The organism is Pseudovibrio ascidiaceicola (genome assembly GCF_900114245.1).
Lineage (GTDB): Bacteria > Pseudomonadota > Alphaproteobacteria > Rhizobiales > Stappiaceae > Pseudovibrio > Pseudovibrio ascidiaceicola.
In genome coordinates this window covers 160,306-177,726 of sequence record NZ_FOSK01000003.1, presented here as the reverse complement: position 1 = coordinate 177,726, position 17,421 = coordinate 160,306, and the positions used below count along the sequence as shown (strand labels likewise).

General features: G+C 51.7%; 14 protein-coding genes and 1 tRNA gene. 10 read left to right on the top strand and 5 right to left on the bottom strand.

Annotation, left to right across the window (positions count from 1 at the left end):
• The first annotated feature begins 470 nt into the window (after positions 1 to 470).
• On the top strand, positions 471 to 920 hold the full coding sequence (locus tag BM231_RS07420; RefSeq protein ID WP_208860172.1) for a MerR family transcriptional regulator: 450 nt from the start codon (positions 471 to 473) through the stop codon (positions 918 to 920).
• A gap of 179 nt (positions 921 to 1,099) precedes the next feature.
• Here BM231_RS07420 and carA read toward each other — a convergent pair whose 3' ends face one another.
• Positions 1,100 to 2,290, bottom strand: a complete 1,191-nt coding sequence (gene carA, locus BM231_RS07415) for a glutamine-hydrolyzing carbamoyl-phosphate synthase small subunit (protein ID WP_063312530.1) — start codon at positions 2,288 to 2,290, stop codon at positions 1,100 to 1,102.
• 250 nt (positions 2,291 to 2,540) lie between these two features.
• Between carA and BM231_RS07410 the strand changes: the two genes are divergently transcribed.
• The 3 genes from BM231_RS07410 (at position 2,541) to rpoD (ending at position 7,799) form a co-directional block, all read left to right on the top strand.
• Positions 2,541 to 3,002 carry a GatB/YqeY domain-containing protein gene (locus BM231_RS07410; protein WP_057461119.1) on the top strand — a complete coding sequence of 154 codons (462 nt, stop codon included), beginning with the start codon at positions 2,541 to 2,543 and terminating at the stop codon, positions 3,000 to 3,002.
• Between the two features lie 182 nt (positions 3,003 to 3,184).
• Positions 3,185 to 5,155, top strand: a complete 1,971-nt coding sequence (gene dnaG, locus BM231_RS07405; protein ID WP_093518127.1) for a DNA primase — start codon at positions 3,185 to 3,187, stop codon at positions 5,153 to 5,155.
• A gap of 538 nt (positions 5,156 to 5,693) precedes the next feature.
• Positions 5,694 to 7,799: an RNA polymerase sigma factor RpoD gene (gene rpoD / locus BM231_RS07400; protein ID WP_093518125.1), complete on the top strand. Its 2,106-nt coding sequence runs from the start codon at positions 5,694 to 5,696 to the stop codon at positions 7,797 to 7,799.
• Positions 7,800 to 8,011: 212 nt separating this feature from the next.
• Here the strand turns inward: rpoD and BM231_RS07395 are convergent, their stop codons facing one another.
• Complete coding sequence (locus BM231_RS07395; protein WP_093518123.1) at positions 8,012 to 8,752, bottom strand: hypothetical protein; 741 nt, start codon at positions 8,750 to 8,752, stop codon at positions 8,012 to 8,014.
• 91 nt (positions 8,753 to 8,843) lie between these two features.
• Here BM231_RS07395 and BM231_RS07390 point away from each other — a divergent pair, with 91 nt between their 5' ends.
• Positions 8,844 to 9,191 carry a winged helix-turn-helix transcriptional regulator gene (locus BM231_RS07390; protein WP_093518121.1) on the top strand — a complete coding sequence of 116 codons (348 nt, stop codon included), beginning with the start codon at positions 8,844 to 8,846 and terminating at the stop codon, positions 9,189 to 9,191.
• Between the two features lie 99 nt (positions 9,192 to 9,290).
• Positions 9,291 to 9,548, top strand: coding sequence for a hypothetical protein (locus tag BM231_RS07385; RefSeq protein WP_093518119.1), 258 nt, complete (start codon positions 9,291 to 9,293; stop codon positions 9,546 to 9,548).
• A 103-nt stretch (positions 9,549 to 9,651) separates the two neighbouring features.
• On the opposite strand, the gene BM231_RS07380 is transcribed toward BM231_RS07385, so the two are convergent.
• The 3 genes from BM231_RS07380 to BM231_RS07370 form a co-directional block, all read right to left on the bottom strand.
• Positions 9,652 to 11,091 carry an MFS transporter gene (locus BM231_RS07380; protein ID WP_208860171.1) on the bottom strand — a complete coding sequence of 480 codons (1,440 nt, stop codon included), beginning with the start codon at positions 11,089 to 11,091 and terminating at the stop codon, positions 9,652 to 9,654.
• A gap of 495 nt (positions 11,092 to 11,586) precedes the next feature.
• Positions 11,587 to 12,342: an SIMPL domain-containing protein gene (locus BM231_RS07375; RefSeq protein ID WP_093518115.1), complete on the bottom strand. Its 756-nt coding sequence runs from the start codon at positions 12,340 to 12,342 to the stop codon at positions 11,587 to 11,589.
• A gap of 125 nt (positions 12,343 to 12,467) precedes the next feature.
• Positions 12,468 to 13,550, bottom strand: coding sequence for an AI-2E family transporter (locus BM231_RS07370; protein WP_167550278.1), 1,083 nt, complete (start codon positions 13,548 to 13,550; stop codon positions 12,468 to 12,470).
• Positions 13,551 to 13,756: 206 nt separating this feature from the next.
• On the opposite strand from BM231_RS07370, the gene BM231_RS07365 reads away from it, so the two are divergent.
• The 4 genes from BM231_RS07365 to BM231_RS07350 all read left to right on the top strand — a co-directional run bounded on the left by BM231_RS07365 (position 13,757) and on the right by BM231_RS07350 (position 17,412).
• Positions 13,757 to 13,833, top strand: a tRNA-Ile gene (locus BM231_RS07365).
• Between the two features lie 344 nt (positions 13,834 to 14,177).
• Positions 14,178 to 14,645 (top strand): curli assembly protein CsgF, encoded by a 468-nt coding sequence (locus BM231_RS07360; RefSeq protein ID WP_208860170.1) that lies wholly within the window; start codon positions 14,178 to 14,180, stop codon positions 14,643 to 14,645.
• A 15-nt stretch (positions 14,646 to 14,660) separates the two neighbouring features.
• The gene (locus BM231_RS07355) at positions 14,661 to 15,611 is read left to right on the top strand and encodes a CsgG/HfaB family protein (protein WP_063312486.1); all 951 of its coding nucleotides are present in this window, start codon (positions 14,661 to 14,663) and stop codon (positions 15,609 to 15,611) included.
• A gap of 250 nt (positions 15,612 to 15,861) precedes the next feature.
• Positions 15,862 to 17,412, top strand: a complete 1,551-nt coding sequence (locus BM231_RS07350) for a curlin (protein WP_093518114.1) — start codon at positions 15,862 to 15,864, stop codon at positions 17,410 to 17,412.
• The last annotated feature ends 9 nt before the right edge of the window (positions 17,413 to 17,421 follow it).

Below are 17,421 nucleotides of genomic sequence, written 5' to 3'. Positions count from 1 at the left end.
TCTTTGGAGATTTGGCGGAAAATGTAGAATAAATCAGCGGAGCTGCAAAAGTAGGTGCCGCTATTTTTTTATAATACTTATCTAGTATAACTACTTATGATGTTAATTCTCGGATGTCCTAGTGTATACGTTGCATTTACGAAGTAAAAAATACGATGTCGGGCTATATTTTATCAGTTTCCTTGTGTAGATTATCAATTGTCCAATATGAATTATCATAGATTTCATTGAGGACTTTGAAAGTGGGGGTACTCATTCCTCACTGGGGATGCATTGAAGATTGTTCAAATGAACATCGAAAAGCTTCCGCAGTGTGAGTGGGTATCAAATGCTACTGCATAAGCTAGTACAGAAGTGGGGGAGTACAAAAGTTATTAGGGGAATTCATGGAGGCACCGGGTGGGGAGCTGAAATGATGAGCTTTTGTAACTCTTCTAAGGTTTAACATACAAACCACCGGGCAAATGGAAATGAACAGTATTCCTAGTAAGCTAGATGTCGCTGCGGATATCGCTGGACCTATTCGTGAGGACGATGGGGACGGTCAACTGCTCGCAATCTCTGAAATGTCAGAGTTGTTTAGCGTCACTCTGCGTACACTTCGATTCTATGAGGAGAAGGGACTTCTTAACCCAGTACGTCGTGGAGCACGCCGCTTCTACAGAGGTCGCGATGTGAGCCGTATGCGGGTCATTTTGCAGGCCAAGAAGATCGGTCTGACGCTGGCAGAAGTTCGTCGTATTATCAAGCTCGTTGAGGGTTCCAGCCCTCGTCCTGAGCAACTTAAAGAACTTCAGGAAATTTGTGGTGCGCAAGAGCAGCTGCTTCATGAGCAGGAGCAAGCGCTTCAGGAACAGATTGCAGAAGTTCGCGGTGTGTCTCATGCACTGAGCAGCATGCTGGAAACAGAAGCGGCTTAATTGCTTCTGTAAGAGTTACGGAACCCGGCTCCCTTGGTGCCGGGTTTTTTGTTGTCCTGACGTTGCTGAAGCGGTGTCTCCGGTCATGTTCTGCTCGTAGTCAGGCAAAAGAAAAGCGGGGTACTAGACCCCGCTTTTATTCATTCTGCTGTGCCGTTTTGCTTAGAGTACGTCGCGTTCTAAGCGGCTGCAGGTGTCTTGTGGTTCTCAATCAACTCAATGAAGCGAGAGAACAGGTAGTGGCTGTCTTGTGGGCCTGGAGACGCTTCCGGATGGTGCTGTACTGAGAAGACAGGTGCATCTTTTACACGCAGACCGCAGTTGGTACCATCAAACAGGGAAACGTGTGTTTCTTCCACGTTGTCCGGCAGGCTGCCAGCACTCACAGCAAAGCCGTGGTTCATGCTGGTGATTTCAACCTTGTTGGTGGTGTAATCGTGAACCGGGTGGTTTGCACCGTGATGGCCTTGATGCATCTTCGTGGTGGTGCCACCAAGTGCAAGCGCGAGCATCTGGTGACCCAGACAGATTCCGAAGACTGGCAGACCTGACTTCACGAGGCTGCGGATGGTTGGAACCGCATATTCACCAGTTGCAGCTGGATCGCCGGGGCCGTTGGACAGGAATACTCCATCCGGCTTAAGAGCGAGGACGTCTTCAGCAGAGGTGGTTGCAGGCACAACAGTCACGCGGCATCCAGCATCTGCCAGAAGGCGGAGGATGTTACGCTTCACGCCAAAGTCCAGAGCAACCACATGATGGCTTGGTTTGGTCTGGGCGCCAAACCCGTCATCCCAGTCCCAGGTGGTTTCGTTCCAGTCGTAGGTTTTCTGAGTGCTTACGCCTTTTGCAAGGTCCATGCCTTCCAGATCCGGGAGGCTGGCTGCTTCTGCTTTCAGGGCTTCCACATCAAACTCACCATCAGCGTTATGAGCGATAACGGCGTTCTGCATGCCTTTTTCGCGAATGAGAGCTGTTAATGCGCGGGTGTCTACGCCGGTCAGTCCAACAATGCCTCGTGCCTTGAGCCATGCGTCGAAGTGGTTGCCAGAGCGATAGTTGGAAGGAGTGGTGATGTCGGTGCGCAGAATCGCGCCACGTACGCCAGAAGTGCCTTCCATATCTACAGTCTCAACATCATCTTCATTCGAGCCCACGTTACCAACATGAGGAAATGTGAAGGTGATGATCTGTCCTGCATAGGAAGGGTCTGTGAGAATCTCTTCATACCCGGTCATTGCCGTATTGAAGCAGACTTCGCCGGACGCTTTTCCAAGAGCTCCAACGCCTCGGCCTTCAATGACTGTACCATCTGCGAGAACGAGGAGGGCGGTAGGTTTAGGTGCTGACCACGCGTCTTGAGCTTTCATCACTTGCTTTCTTGATACGGTTGATGACAGTATGCGTCCATCTGAAACGCACCGAAGGGACTTGACTTTGGCGCGTCACAGTCGCATCAAGGCCGGGACCATAGGAGAAGGGGTTCCTCTGGTCAATATCACTCGTGTAGAAATAATAGCGCTCGAGTTACAGGAAATCAGCCCAAATCGGACGGATGAGACGTATTATCCGGGATTTGGAGAGCCTCTTTTAAAGTTTCCGCGTCAGGGTTCCTTTAGTATGTTGCGAGACAAAATAGCGAATGCGCTGAAAGCCGCGCAAGAAGACACTAACAAAAGACGTGCCGCCACGTTGCGCCTGATCACCGCTGCCATTATGGACCGGGATATGGCTGCTCGTGAGCAAGGCCGTGATGGCTTAAGCGACGAAGAGCTGATGGACCTCCTGCACACCATGCTTGTCCAGCGTGAACAGGAAGCGGCGCATTGTGAGGCGAGCGGTAAAGTAGAGCTTGCTGTGCAGGAGCGTGAAGAAGCGGAAATGATCCGTGAATTCTTGCCGTCTCAGCTCAGCGAGTACGAAATGAAGCTTGTTTGTCAAACAGTTGTCGAGTGCGTTGAAGCGCGCGGACTGCGTGATATGGGCCGCTGTATGGCTGAGTTGAAAGAACGTTATCCGGGCCAGATGGACTTTGCGAAAGCCAGTTGCATGGTGAAGCAGATGCTGCGTGCTCCGCAGTAAGCCAGCGTTTTTGGAGCACTTACAGGCCGCCGCGTCGTCGTGATGCGGCTTTTCTTTTTTCCTGAAGCGATTAATTGAGTTCAGCCAGCGCAAATGGGGGTTTTGCTGGCTTCTTGGGGCCTTCGCGGCTATATAATACCCAGCTCAGCTGCTTTCAGGCCACTACGACAAATTGGACCACTATGCGTTTCGATCAGCTCTTTCTTGATGACATTCGCAACCGCGTCTCGCTTACAGATGTGGTAGGGCGGCGTGTAACCTGGGATCGGCGTAAATCGCAGCCCGGAAAGGGTGATTACTGGGCGTGTTGTCCCTTCCATTCAGAGAAGTCTCCCAGCTTTCACGTTGATGAACGTCGCAACCGCTACAAGTGCTTTGGCTGTGGTGAAAGTGGAGATCATTTCAAGTTTCTGATGGAGACTGAGGGCCTCAGTTTCCCCGAAGCTGTGGAAGAACTAGCCGGTGTAGCCGGAATCGCCATGCCTGCACCCGATCCTCAGGCGGCAAAGCGAGCTGCAAAGCGCAATTCTCTGACCGATGTCTGTGAGATGGCGGCACGCTTTTTCCGGCATGTGTTCCAGTCTGCTGACGGACGCGCTGCGCAAGAGTATGTGCAGCGGCGCGGTTTGAGTGCCGAGACGCTGAATGAGTTTCAGTTCGGCTTTGCACCTCCGGGACGTGATAATCTGAAGAAGGCTTTGATGGCGAAAGACGTCACTGAAGCTGAGCTGATTGAAGTGGGTTTGCTCATTAAACCCGAGGACGGGCGTCCGTCTTATGACCGGTTCCGCAATCGTCTGATGATCCCGATCCATGATGATCGTGGCAGGGCGGTTGCTTTTGGGGGCCGGACCATGGATCCGGATGGCCAACCGAAATATCTGAACTCACCGGAGACACCCGTCTTTCACAAAGGAACGATGCTGTTTAACGCGCATCGTGCACGGCAGCCTGCTTATGAGAGCGGGCAGGCGATTGTGGTGGAAGGGTATATGGATGCCATTGCCCTCTGGCAGGTTGGCATCAAAGCGACGGTCGCGAGTTTGGGCACTGCGTTTACCGAAGACCAGATTATGCGGCTTTGGAAGTTTGCTGATGAGCCTGTGGTCTGCTTTGACGGTGACGTTGCCGGTATTTCTGCAGCGCATCGAGCCGTGGATCGCATTCTTCCGGTTCTCACCAGCGGCAAGTCCTTCCAGTTTGCGTTTTTGCCTGATGGGCAGGATCCGGATGATGTGATTAATGCTGGCGGCACTGCTGCTATGTATGGAGAGATTGAGAAGGCTTTGCCGCTTTCTGAAGTGGTTTGGCGCCGTGAAAGCGAGCAAGCCCGGATTGATACGCCTGAGCGCAAGGCTGCGCTGGAAAAGGCCGTTGAAGATCTGGTTGGCACCATCAAGGATGAGCGCGTCCAGAAGCGTTACCGGATGGACTTGCGCCTTAAACTCTCCAATTTGTTTTACGAGGAGAGCCGCCGAAACCGTGGCAAAGGCGGCGGTGGTCGTGATGAGGGTTGGCGCGGCAATAAGAAACAAGGTGCTGAGGATGAGTGGGCCTCTCGTGCCCGCGTTGAAGCGCCTGATACACCTTCTTATGGGGTGGAGCGCAGCTTCTGCACCATGTGCCTGATGTATCCGGAGCTGTTTGACCGCCACTTTGAACGGATTTCGCAGCTGACGTATTCCAACGAGCTGCACTCCATGTTTATGACGGCGTTGGTTCGGATTGCGACGGACCTTGCTGAAGGTGCTGTTACGCAGATCTACAACAAGCTGGATGAACGGTTCTATCAAATCCTGCAGGAAGCTATTGTGAGTGCGAGTTCTGAAAGCGATGGCAGCAAGGCAAGTACCTTGCGCCGCTGGGATGCGCTGACCAACCGTCTGCAGGTTTTGAAGGAAGATCCGCCCGAGGACTTCGTGGAGATGCTGTTCCTGAATTATGCAGATATGCTTGAGTTGCGCATGTTGGAGCAGGAGCTTGAACATGAAACGCGGGCCATGGAGCAGGATCTGACCGAAGAAAGCTGGGGCCGGTTTCAGGCGCTTACACAGGATTTGGCTCGTCGGCGTGAGGATTGTCTGCGTGATGAGCAGGAGCTGGCAGAGCGTGCTGCGAAAATGCGCTCCTCAAAAGGATCTGCTCTGGCTTGATCTGAGTGGAGGGATTCCGGGTCTGCTTATCTGCTCGCCCCAGAGGATCTGGTGGGAGCAACTTAAGGTAGAATTGTGATGGAAGAACTCTTGTTTTTCAAAGTTATCCAGAAAAACAGGCAATGAACTGTCCAAAATCCCCCAGAATCAGATTGACCAAGCCGAATCGCCCTTGCGAATCACAAAAGGCGGGCTACATACACTAAGTCAGACAGCCGATACGAGCGCCCGTAGACCTTAGATGTCTTTAAAGCGGCGATATCATAATCGGATAATCAGCGCTGTCGATGCCTGGAATGTGCCGGATACGGCCTAAAACGGTAGGGATACCGGTGAGTAGTCCTGCCCGAATGAGTTTTGGGTTTTCAATTCCGTGAAAACATTTTGATACCAGGGTTAAGTCAGGTTTAAGGGACTTTGCGTTAAACCCCAAAGTCAAATGTGATTCAAATGCCGCCTGTGTGGTCCAAACACGGGGGTGATTGATTGCGTAACGCGATAGTTCGCTGGAGCACGACCAGCGACTTTGGAGCAGAATATGGCGACGAAGGCGACACAAGCTGAAGATACGCAGGAACCGGCAGGCGCAGAGGGACAAGATGGTCCGCTCTTGGATTTGTCGGTCGCCGCCGTCAAGAAAATGATCAAGTCCGCAAAAAAACGCGGATACATCACTTATGACGAACTGAATGAAGTTCTTCCACCTGATCAGGTGAGCTCTGAGCAGATTGAAGACACCATGTCGCTTCTTTCTGAAATGGGCATCAACGTTGTTGAGGCGGAAGATGCAGAAGAAGGTAAAGAGGAAGAGGAAGCTCCACCCGCTGTAGACGGCGGTGAGTTGGTTGTTGCTTCTTCTACTGCTGTTACCAAAACGACAACTGCTAAAGAACCTACAGACCGTACCGATGACCCGGTGCGTATGTACCTGCGCGAGATGGGCTCTGTTGAGCTGTTGTCCCGCGAAGGCGAAATTGCCATTGCAAAGCGTATTGAGGCTGGCCGTGAGGCTATGATCTCAGGTCTTTGCGAAAGCCCGCTGACCTTCCAGGCGATTATCATCTGGGGTGAGGAACTGGCTGAAGGCAAGGTTCTGCTGCGTGACATTATTGATCTGGATGCAACCTATTCCGGTCCTGATGACAAGAACGGCCCATCTGATGATGACCTTTCTGAGCAGGAACAAGCTGGTGAGGGTGAAGTTCCTGAGGCTGTGCGCCTTAAGGAAAAAGAAGAAGCCCGCAAGCGCAAGGAAGAGGAAGCCCGTAAATCTAACGGTGCTGCTGCTCCTGCGGCTGCCGCTCCGGGTGTACCAGGTGAAGCTCCTGCAGAAGGTGGCGAAACCACTGAAGATGATGACGACGAGTATGAGGCAAACGTTTCTCTTTCCGTGATGGAAGCAGAACTGAAGCCTATGGTCGTTGAGATCTTTGACAAGATCACAGAGGACTACAAGAAGCTGCGCAAGCTTCAAGACCAGCTGGTTGAAAACAAGTTGGCCAACAAAACTCTGTCTCCGTCTCAGGAGCGTCGTTACAAAAAGCTCAAAGAAGACATCATTGTTGAAGTGAAGAGCCTGCACCTCAATGCCAACCGTATTGAGACACTGGTTCAGCAGCTTTACTCCATCAACAAAATGCTGATGGGTTATGAAGGTCGCTTGCTGCGTCTTGCAGACAGTAACGGCGTGAACCGCGCTGACTTCATCAAGCACTATCAGGGTTCTGAGCTGGACCCGAACTGGATCCGCAAAGTTGCAAACCTTTCTGGCCGTGGCTGGAAGAAGTTTGTGACCAATGACGGCGACATGATCCGCGAACTGCGCGGCGAGATTCAGACGCTTGCGACTGAGACTGGCCTTGAGATCACCGAATTCCGTACCTTGGTTTCCATGGTGCAGAAGGGTGAGCGCGAAGCACGTATCGCGAAGAAGGAAATGGTGGAAGCGAACCTTCGTCTCGTTATCTCCATTGCCAAGAAATACACCAACCGTGGCCTGCAGTTCCTGGATCTTATTCAGGAAGGTAACATTGGCCTCATGAAGGCGGTAGACAAGTTTGAATACCGCCGCGGTTACAAATTCTCCACCTATGCGACCTGGTGGATTCGTCAGGCGATCACCCGATCCATCGCGGATCAGGCGCGTACCATCCGTATTCCGGTGCACATGATCGAGACGATCAACAAGATCGTTCGTACCTCTCGTCAGATGCTTCACGAGATTGGCCGTGAGCCAACTCCGGAAGAACTCTCTGAAAAGCTGCAGATGCCGCTTGAGAAGGTGCGTAAGGTGCTGAAGATTGCTAAGGAGCCTATTTCCCTTGAAACACCGATTGGTGATGAGGAAGACAGCCATCTTGGTGACTTCATTGAGGATAAAAACGCCATCCTGCCGATTGATGCGGCTATTCAGGCGAACCTTCGTGAGACCACGACCCGCGTTCTGGCATCGCTCACACCTCGTGAAGAGCGTGTCCTGCGCATGCGCTTCGGTATCGGCATGAACACCGACCACACTCTGGAAGAGGTTGGTCAGCAGTTCTCTGTTACCCGTGAGCGTATTCGTCAGATTGAAGCGAAAGCCCTGCGTAAGCTGAAGCACCCAAGCCGCTCCCGCAAACTGCGGAGCTTCCTGGACAGCTAAGCTGCTGCAATGGTTGAGAATTAAGAAGCCGGTCTCTGTGAGGAGGTCGGCTTTTTTGTTGGGTCGAGACTTTCGAAGTGAAACTGTAAAGCCGTCATCCCTGACTTGATCAGGGATCCAGAGCGGGCCTTGATGCTTTTAGCTCTGGCCCCCGCATCTCGCTGTGCTTGTGCGGGGTGACAGCAAGGCGGGCTGTTCCGTTTAATTGTAAGTTAGGCTGCCACTGTCTTCATCTTCTTTCCTTCTGCCAACATCTTCTGAATGGAAAGGATATGTGCGGTGAGGAAGAGGGGGACGAAGAAAGCGGGGACGAGGACGAGGGGGTAGTGGTCTACGATGTTGGGTGCGTCTGTTGAGAGCAGGTGGAAGTAGCCGTTTGAGGTGAGGACGCCGGTGCCGATTGCAGCTACAAAATCCAGCAGGCCGAGAATGTGGACGCGGATGATGAGTGCGCGAGCGTTGGAGGCGTTGCTGCGGGCTGCTTTATAAGCAAACACGGCCAGAATGCCTGTTGCTATATCTCCAAGGCCCGCTGGCATGGCAAATTCCCACGGTACAGGCCCCATAGCCCAACCCACCAGAAACACAAAGCCGATCACGCGCAGGATTTGCAATCCCATAAAGACGCTTTGGTCTGTGGCTTGCAGTATCGCGCGCCCTGCTGCCGTGAAGTTTGCCAGGACCCATACGGTGAGGGAGCCGCCCAGAAGCAGGAGGATCAAGCGTGGAACCTGTGGGGCTTCAGTGGGCAGCGTGAACAGGTTTGCTTTGGCGAGTAAGACTGCTGCTGCGAACCATACTCCAAGGAGCGTGATGAAGATTCCTATGGCCCACCTTTGTGAGCTTGCTGGTAACTGAGTGTGTGAGGCCCGGTTTGCAACGATGGCAATCAACGTGGCCGGGAAGGCGAGAGCAAAAGATAAAACAATGGATTCCAGAATAATTGAAGTCATGGGATCTCTCCTTGGTAACTTCAATATTGGTAGTGACTTCAATAATAGGAGTCAATTCCGTTTTTGAATTGACTGTGCTACGCCTGTTTGCATGACTGAGTTTGATCCTTCTCTTTTGCCGCCAGAACTTGCTGGAATTGACCGCGATAATTGCCCAATCATGCGCTCACTTGGCGTGCTGGGTGATCCGTGGAGCCTTTTGATATTGCGGGAGTTCTTTCTGGATGGTCCGCGCAAGTTCAAAGACCTTGAGGTTGGTCTGAAGGTCAGCCCCAACACGCTCTCAACTCGCCTGAAAAAGCTGGAGGAGCACGGAGTCCTCAAAAAGCGCTTCTACTCTTCCCATCCCCCGCGCGCCGACTATGTGCTGACCGAAAAGGGCCAAGCCGTCGGCCCCATCCTGTTGGAACTGCTGAAATGGGGCGAGGCATTTGGGTGAGGTGACGGGCTGGACTGGTTCAATTGTGAGCTATTGATGTAAGTTGGTGTTCCGGTGTTTCTGCGAGAATTGTTTTGTCTATTTTGATGGAGCAGGGATATGGAACCGGAAGATATGCGGCGGGAGCTGGATGGGTTGCGGGCTTCGATTGAGCGGAAGCCGAGCAGGGGATGGGTGATTGCGACTTCGATTATCACGACGCTGCTGGTTCTTGTTGTTCTTGTCGTGATTATGATGTTTGTGATGATGAACCGGATGCATCATTCGGGTTGGCGTGGGCATGTGCCTGACAGGTATTTTGATCAGCCTTTCCGTCAACCGCCTGCACCTCCACCGGGGCAGCCGCTTCCGCGTTGAATTGTTTTTGTGTTGAGCACCGGCCAGTGCCTGAACCTTTGGCGGATCGCGTCCCGGGTTATCTCCACATTTGCGGCACATGCTTGTTTGTCCTTGTGTACGGTCAGACCATTCTTGGCATTTTGAAAGCCAGTAGGGCGGCTATGCCTGCAATGCCTGCCATGATGAGGAAAAGGATTGGGCCGGACTGGGATGCATTTTCCAGTGTGATTAAATCTTGAGCGCCCGGAACAGAGAAGCCAGAGAGGCCTGCCAGAAGGCCGGCTAGTGCTGCACCAATTGCCATGCCTGCGGCTTGCAGCGGCCCGATAAAGCCGGAGGCTCTGTCGCGCTCGTCGTCAGTTTCGGCGTAAATGATTGCCTTCTTCAGGAACTGGCTGCTCATGCCAAAGCCTGCTCCGTTAAAGACGGAGGAGAGCAGAAATATCCATAAGGACATGGTGTAGAGCGAGACAACTGTGAGCAGTGTGCCAGCAATGATGTTTAAGGTTCCCAGACGGATCAGAGAGGTTTGGGCGTGTGGTGTCTGCACGCGGGCGACAATCCATGCGGCGGCTGTCCATGTGAAGGCTGTAATGGCCATGGCATAGGACGCCTGAGTGACGGAAAGCCCCCAAAGAACCTGACCCATGGCAGCGCCATAAACAACGCGGGCGGCGCTGGCGATGGACAGCAGCAATGTGACCCACATGCCAAGGCCCAGAATGCCCGTGAACTTGAATGCGCTGCGCGGAATGAACGGGGTCGCGCTCTGCTTATCCCATTTCACAGCAAGGAGCAGCAGGAGCAGACCAACAACCAAAGCGCCGGTGATGTGGGGAAGGCTGCGCAGCTCGCCCACATAGGCGATGAGCAACACCGCCACAGCCAGAAGCCCAAGGCGGGGGAACATGCTCATCTTATCCGAGGATTGAGTGGATGTGCTTTTGTCTCTTGTGGTGGAAGGGATGACGGTGATCGCCAGCACGAGCAACATCAGAGACAGGGGCAAGTTGGCGTAAAACACGGCGCGCCATGACCAGCTTTCTGTCAGAATACCTGCGGTGAGCGGACCAATGCCTGCGGAGACTGCCCAAACTCCTGAGAGCAGAGCAAAGACCGAGGAGACGGCGTTTTCCGGATAAAGGTCTGAAATCAACGTGTAGCAGAGGGAGACGATCATGCCTTCTCCCAGGCCTTGCAGCATTCTGCCAAGCAGCAAGTGTTCCAGCGAGTTAGCAGCGCCGCCAACGAATGAGCCTGCCAGAAAAGACAGGGCTGCTGCGATAAAGAGGGGGCGTGCGCCGATGCGTGCTTTTAAGGACCCTGTGACCGTGCCCGCCAATATGGAGCCGATCTGAAAAAGACTGAGCACCCAGAAGGCGCGTTGCTGGCCGCCAAGATCGCGGATGATGTCTGGCATAATAGCGGAGGAGAGGAAATTGTTCATGCTTGCCGACCCAACACCCAAAATCATGATGAGAGACGCAAGCCAACGACCATCCATGGTTAGCTTTTTGAAAGGGGATAATGGAGCTGCTTGTGCTGCGCTGGATATGGTCATGAGTAATGCCTATTTAGAAATATATTACTTGTCTAATTCGACGCATTTAATAAGTAAAGTATTTTCTTATTAAATTAGGCTCGTCTCCTTGATGAATCGATTTTGCAAAAATTGGCCCAACAGAAATTGGCGGATTGTTCCTTTTGTTTCGTAGGCTTAGCTTTTCTACAGCACGAGGAGGTCCTTTTTTCGGCAGATATGAAGGTAACGCGAATAGTATGGTTTTGTGTGGGCACTTGGCGGTCGTCCACGTGATGCTTTGCGCAGTTTTGGGTTGCTGAAACGACGAGAAATGCTGCGTGCTTGGTGGGGTGTTCTGAAGTGAGGCGGCTTCAGAGTATGCATCACTGAGGAATGTCTGGGGTGGATCCTATCAGATCCCGATATAGGAGCACCAGTGGGCTGTGCATGTTGACGGACTATGATGATGGCGGCTTTAAAAAAAGAAAACCCCGCTTGGGGCGGGGTTTTGAGAGGTTGCATTGGAGGCTTGTGTTACTGCACAAGTTCGTAGGTTATTGTAACTGATGACGAGAGGGTCTCTTGTCCTGCTGCAATTGGCGGGGCACTGTCCATTTTTGCAGCTCTCATCGACATCATTTCCGGGTAGGGGCTTGGGTTATACCCGGCTTCGGAAATACTAAGCACTTTGCCAAGGCTAACACCGGCAGCTTTTGCGTAGGTTTCGGCTTTGGTGCGCGCGTCTTGCACGGCGCTTTCACGGGCTTCATCAATATATTTTTCAGGATTGGATACGCCGAACTGGATCTGGCCAACATCGTTGGATCCGTTTTGCACCAGCATGTCCAGTGTGGTGCCCAGTTTGGTGATGTCCTTCAGGTTGATGCGGATGCCATTCTGTACACGATAGCCAACAATCTCAGGAGCTTTTGGCTCATTGTTTTTGAGGCGGCGGTTGTCGTAGATCGGCGAGATATCAAAACCGGTGGTCTGGATGTTCTTTTTGTCGATGCCTGCGTCTTCAACATCCTGCAGGATGGCGCGCATGGTGACAGAATTTTGCTGAAGGGCAGACTTTGCATCATCGCCCTGAGTGATAACGCGGGAGACCAGTGTCGCCATATCAGGCGCCACGTTGACCGATCCCTGGCCAGAGATTGTGATCTTGCCAGTTTGTTCAGCAGCCTTGGCATTTACACCGCTGGACACAACAAGGGCGGCGGCAACAAGACCTGCGACTGCCAGCGCGCTCATACTTGGAAGACGCAATTTCTTCTGTTTGGTCTGCATTAAATTCTCCAGTTTCAAATTTGTTGAGGCTGATGCCTGATCCGGGCTGCGGACTGTCATTCTTGATCAGCCGAATATCGAGAAATGCAATTAGAAGTTACAATTGCGGCGGCTCTCGGGCGTGATCATGTCAATTCACGGGTTTGATTTTGATGATCCAGGATTATCGGATCGCCGACATTTCCATCTCCCGACAACAAGATTGCAATGGGGCGTGAAGATGGGAACTGAGCGCAAATGATGATGGCAAGCACAACAAGCGGCACGCATAGCACCATTCCTATGACACCCCATAATGCGCCCCAAAAGCTCAAGGAGATCATAATAACGAGGGGTGAAATGTTAAGTTGTGTGCCCATCAGACGTGGCTCCACCAGATTGCCGAGAATGAACTGAACTGCTCCCAGCCCAAGAGTAATCGCGATAAATGGTGTGAGGGTGTCGAAATAGACGAGTGACAGCAGGCTTGGGAAGATGACTGCGATCAGAGAACCGATCGTCGGGATGTAGTTGAGCAGAAAAGCAATGAACCCGAAAAGGGCTGCGTAAGGCAGGCCTGCCCAGGATGTGATGCCATAGGTGAGGAAACCGGTGATGATGCTGACACCGGTTTTGATGCCCATGTAGTGGCGCATGCGACGGCCAATCTCTCCGCGGATAGCGAACGCAAGCTGTACGCGGTCAGAATCTTCAAAGAGGGCAGCGAGCTTCTTGTCAAAGGTTGCCGCCTCGAAAATCATGAAGAGAACGTAGATGAAGACCAGTGAGCTGGATCCGGCCAGACTGGTGAGAACGGATGCCCCGGTGCTGAGGGCTGCACTTAGCGAGAAGTTGGGCAGGATGTCTGAGAGCTGGAGCGGCTTTTCCATATTCAGTTGAGTGGCGAGCTTGAGCAGCAGCTCATCCAGTCGTCCTTGATAGGTTGGCGCATCGAATGCCAGCTGCTGCAGGTTGACTGAGACGATGTTGAACAGGATGCCGACGACGTAAAAGATTGCGAGCAGGGCCAGCAGAATGGTGAGTGGGCGCGGCAGATACGGCCCAACCACTGGTAAATGTCGCAGGGCAGAGGACATGGAGTTGATAATGTACCAAAGCACCAATGCGATAATCAGGGGGATGATGAGGGAGCGCCCTATGAAGAGTAACCAGCCAATAATCACAAGAAGGAACAAAGAGGCGGTGAACTTAATGAGAGGCTGGCGCATCATGCACTCCAAGGGGTCAGGCTGCCGGAAGCTGTTAGTTTTCACATAGTCTCTTAAAATCAGGTATTTATAAAGCATTGTGATAAATGCTCTGTTGATCTGCCGGGGAAAAGGCACATCCCCAAGTTTCAACAGGATCTGCCCCGTTCGTTGCTTTAATCAATTTACTCAGCCGTGGTTATTGGTGTAGAACCTGTCTTCGGTAAGGGCCTGTAGCTCAACTGGTTAGAGCCGTCCGCTCATAACGGACTGGTTGGGGGTTCAAGTCCCTCCGGGCCTACCACTTTTCCTATCTTATTCATTTCTCTTTTAGAACGGCTGGCTTGATGTAACTTGCATTCAAGTCATGCATATGTGCTATCTGCATGATGTAATCGTGTGGGCTCTGTTAGAATTGATATTTATGCCACTATGAATTTATAGGTAATATATTCTATCAGACATCTACTAGGTGAAATTAGTTTAAAGTAATCACTTGGTTCTTACCTTGTTAAAAGAAACTAATACCTCGATATGTCGAGAGATGACACAATAATGTTCCCCTAATATACCAAAGCTACATCGATACAACTGACACTTTCTTTCTCAGAAATTTATCGTGAAGTCCTCGTTAGATTAGGGGTTGCTATGAGACTAAATTCTGCTCTCGGGCTTATGCTGGGGTGTGTCCTCAGTGTTGGCTCCTCTCACGCACAACAACTTGTTTATCAGCCGACTAATCCGAGCTTTGGCGGATATGCGGCGAATACTACCCACCTGTTTGCAACAGCGAATGCCCAGAAAACTGCGACTGTTGGAGGAAGCAACAAGTATGGTTCCGGGTCTGGTAGTGGTGCTGATGGTTCTGGCAGTAGCCTGGCTGATTTGTTTGTACGCCAGCTGCAGAACCGATTGATTTATGCTTTGGCGGATCAGGTATCCCAGGCGATTTTTGGTGATGACCCAAAAGACAGCGGCACTGTGAGCTTTGGCGACCAGAAGGTTTCGTTTGTTCGCGGCACAGATTCCATTCAACTGCAGATTATTGATGAAAGCACAGGTGCCATTACCGATATCACGGTTCCTGTCCTGCAGGACGGTACTCCCATAAATTAATGCCAGGTTATTGATATGATGAAGAAATCCATTGTTGTTGCCATGGCGTTGTCGTTGTCTGCCTGCGGGCCGGTAACACGCATGGCATTTAGTCCCGGACCTCAACTTGCAACGATCTCGGTGCAAGCCAGCAAGCTGAAAAAGCTGCCACCCCCGAAAGAACCAGTTTACGCTGCGGTTTACAGTTATCAGGATCTGACGGGCCAGTATAAGCCATCTGATAAAGTCCAGACGCTGTCACGATCTGTGACGCAGGGCGCTGACACGATGCTGGTTCGTGCGCTTCAGGATGCCGGGGATCGTAAATGGTTCCGTGTGGTTGAACGAGGCAATCTTGATGCCTTGCTGAAAGAACGTCAGATCGTCACGCAGATCCGGAAAATTTATCTGGGCGAAGACAAAGTTGATCCGAAGGTCCTGCCACCGCTGCTTTATGCGGGCGTTCTGTTTGAAGGCGGTGTGGTTGGCTATGACAGCAACACCCGGACTGGCGGCGCAGGGGCACGTTATCTGGGCATTGGCGGAAATGCTGATTACCGGCAGGATGACGTGACGGTTTCGCTGCGTGCTGTCAGCACTCGGACCGGTGAAGTTATGGCCAATGTGATGGTCCAGAAATCCGTTGTCTCTGTTGGGCTGAAAGGCGGTGCGTTCCGTTACATCGCTTTGGATGAAATTTTAGAAGCCGAAGCGGGCATCACAAAGAATGAGCCTGTTACCCTTGCGGTGCAGCAGGCCATTGAGAAGGCGGTTTATTCCATTGTTATGGAAGGCGCGCGTGTTGGAGCCTGGAGTTTTGAGAATCCGGCTCAAGCCAATGCTTTGTATCAGGAATACACATCTGAGAAGGCACAGGTCACCCAGCGTGTAAAGGTTAAAAAGGCTCGCCCCCCATCGAATATGGGTCCTTACAGAGGCAGTGTTCCACTGGCACGATCAAACCTGTGGGCGAATAAGAAATCTTAGGATGTTGCAAAATGTTCAGCAGTTCTAGAACAACATCCATCTTTTTACTCTTGATCCAAAGTTTCTCTAAGCCATTGAAAATAAGTGACTATGAGAAATGGTGGCAAGAGATCTCGGTTACCGTAAAAACGGTAATAGAGGGTGTGCGACCTCGCAAAAACTCACACACCCTCATGTCGCAACGGAGCAAATTTGATTGGTTACAATCTCCTTTGCTCACCCGAACTATTATAGGTGAAGGTTCGTAATTATGAAGCAAATTCTTATTTTGTCATGTTCAGCTTTGGCATTTTCGGTTGCTGCTGCACATGCGGGAGATGGTAATGCATCTTCCCTGAGCCAGATAAATCTTGCTGGTGCAGGCAACACGGGTACAATCACCCAGATTGGCGACAGCAACAATTCGATTGTTGAGCAGACCAACACTGCAGGTGGTGGAAACACTGCGACTATTATGCAACGTGGCAGCAACAACATTGCAGGTAACAATCGCACTGCTAACACCAACCATCATGGCCGAATGGTGCAGGATGGCGCCAGCAATGAGCTTTCCATCTGGCAAGATGACAACCAGATGGTTGGGAATGTTCGTCAAATGGGCGATCAGAACTCAGCCAGCATTGAGCAACGTGCGGACGGGGTTCCACCTGTGCGAACACCTGATCACCGTGTCTGGCGTGTGAAGCAGACTGGCGCGGCAGGTGCAGCTAATGCGCAGAATGACCTGAAAATTGATCAGCGCGGCGATAGCAACGTGGTGGTAGATGTTGAACAAGAAAATACTTCTGCAACTGGCGGGGTGAATACAGCAACGATCACTCAGCGTGGCTCCTATAACGGCGCTAACATCAATGGTGTTCCACCAGATCCGGCAGGCGGAAATGCATCTGGACCATCTCACGGGGCAAAGTTGATCCAGGTTGGTTCTTCCAACGACACATCAGCTGTGCAACGGGGTGATCGCAGCAACTTCTGGCTTGAGTCCAGAGGTGACAGCAACATGGTTGATCTGGCTCAGGATGCTAGTTCGAACCAGTCCTACACTAAATCTGTCATTGAAGGTGACATGAATGATGCTGGCTATCGTCAGTCCGGTGACATGCAGGATATTGATGTTAGCTTAGACGGCAGCAACTTTATGATCCGCGCGCGTCAGTCTGGAACCTCTAATAAAGTTGATTACGTGGGTGCTGGTACCAACGGCAGAGTTTCCATTCAACAGTCTGGTGCTGGTAATGCCTTCTCCGGTCATTCATGGGGCGATCGGCAATATATTGCTGTGAAGCAGTCTGGTGATAACAACGGTGTTTACATCGATGGCTTGAATGGTCCTAACCTCAACAAGTTCTATGTGTTGCAGACGACAAGCGACAACGGCGTAACTGTTGGTGTTGTTGATGGTAGCTATAACCGCCTGCAGTTCATTCAAAAAGGTGGTGATAGCAACAACATCGATTTTGAAGACGTTAATGGTGATCAGAACAAGATCTTCCTCACCCAGAACGGTACCGGCAACTCGATCACCGGTAATGTTGGTAATCGGACTGACGCTTCTACCAGCAATGATAACCACATTCAGGTCGGGCAGATCGGTGATTACAACCAAGCGGGCGTTTCTGTGATGGGAAGCCACAACAGAGCAATGGTTGGCCAGAAGGGCGACTTCAACGTTGCTAATGTCAGCCAGACGGGTGACAGCAACTCTGCGACCATTAATCAGGGGGCTGCCAGTGTGGGAGTTCCAGCTATCGTGACTGACAGTTCTGTTCCGTTCAATACATTGATGGGCTCCAACTGGTAAGTCTATCAG

Coding starts and splice junctions, on each gene's coding strand:
- BM231_RS07420 (WP_208860172.1), top strand. CDS start 471: ATGAACAGTATTCCTAGTAAGCTAGATGTCGCTGCGGATATCGCTGGA.
- carA (WP_063312530.1), bottom strand. CDS start 2,290: ATGAAAGCTCAAGACGCGTGGTCAGCACCTAAACCTACCGCCCTCCTC.
- BM231_RS07410 (WP_057461119.1), top strand. CDS start 2,541: ATGTTGCGAGACAAAATAGCGAATGCGCTGAAAGCCGCGCAAGAAGAC.
- dnaG (WP_093518127.1), top strand. CDS start 3,185: ATGCGTTTCGATCAGCTCTTTCTTGATGACATTCGCAACCGCGTCTCG.
- rpoD (WP_093518125.1), top strand. CDS start 5,694: ATGGCGACGAAGGCGACACAAGCTGAAGATACGCAGGAACCGGCAGGC.
- BM231_RS07395 (WP_093518123.1), bottom strand. CDS start 8,752: ATGACTTCAATTATTCTGGAATCCATTGTTTTATCTTTTGCTCTCGCC.
- BM231_RS07390 (WP_093518121.1), top strand. CDS start 8,844: ATGACTGAGTTTGATCCTTCTCTTTTGCCGCCAGAACTTGCTGGAATT.
- BM231_RS07385 (WP_093518119.1), top strand. CDS start 9,291: ATGGAACCGGAAGATATGCGGCGGGAGCTGGATGGGTTGCGGGCTTCG.
- BM231_RS07380 (WP_208860171.1), bottom strand. CDS start 11,091: ATGACCATATCCAGCGCAGCACAAGCAGCTCCATTATCCCCTTTCAAA.
- BM231_RS07375 (WP_093518115.1), bottom strand. CDS start 12,342: ATGCAGACCAAACAGAAGAAATTGCGTCTTCCAAGTATGAGCGCGCTG.
- BM231_RS07370 (WP_167550278.1), bottom strand. CDS start 13,550: ATGCGCCAGCCTCTCATTAAGTTCACCGCCTCTTTGTTCCTTCTTGTG.
- BM231_RS07360 (WP_208860170.1), top strand. CDS start 14,178: ATGAGACTAAATTCTGCTCTCGGGCTTATGCTGGGGTGTGTCCTCAGT.
- BM231_RS07355 (WP_063312486.1), top strand. CDS start 14,661: ATGATGAAGAAATCCATTGTTGTTGCCATGGCGTTGTCGTTGTCTGCC.
- BM231_RS07350 (WP_093518114.1), top strand. CDS start 15,862: ATGAAGCAAATTCTTATTTTGTCATGTTCAGCTTTGGCATTTTCGGTT.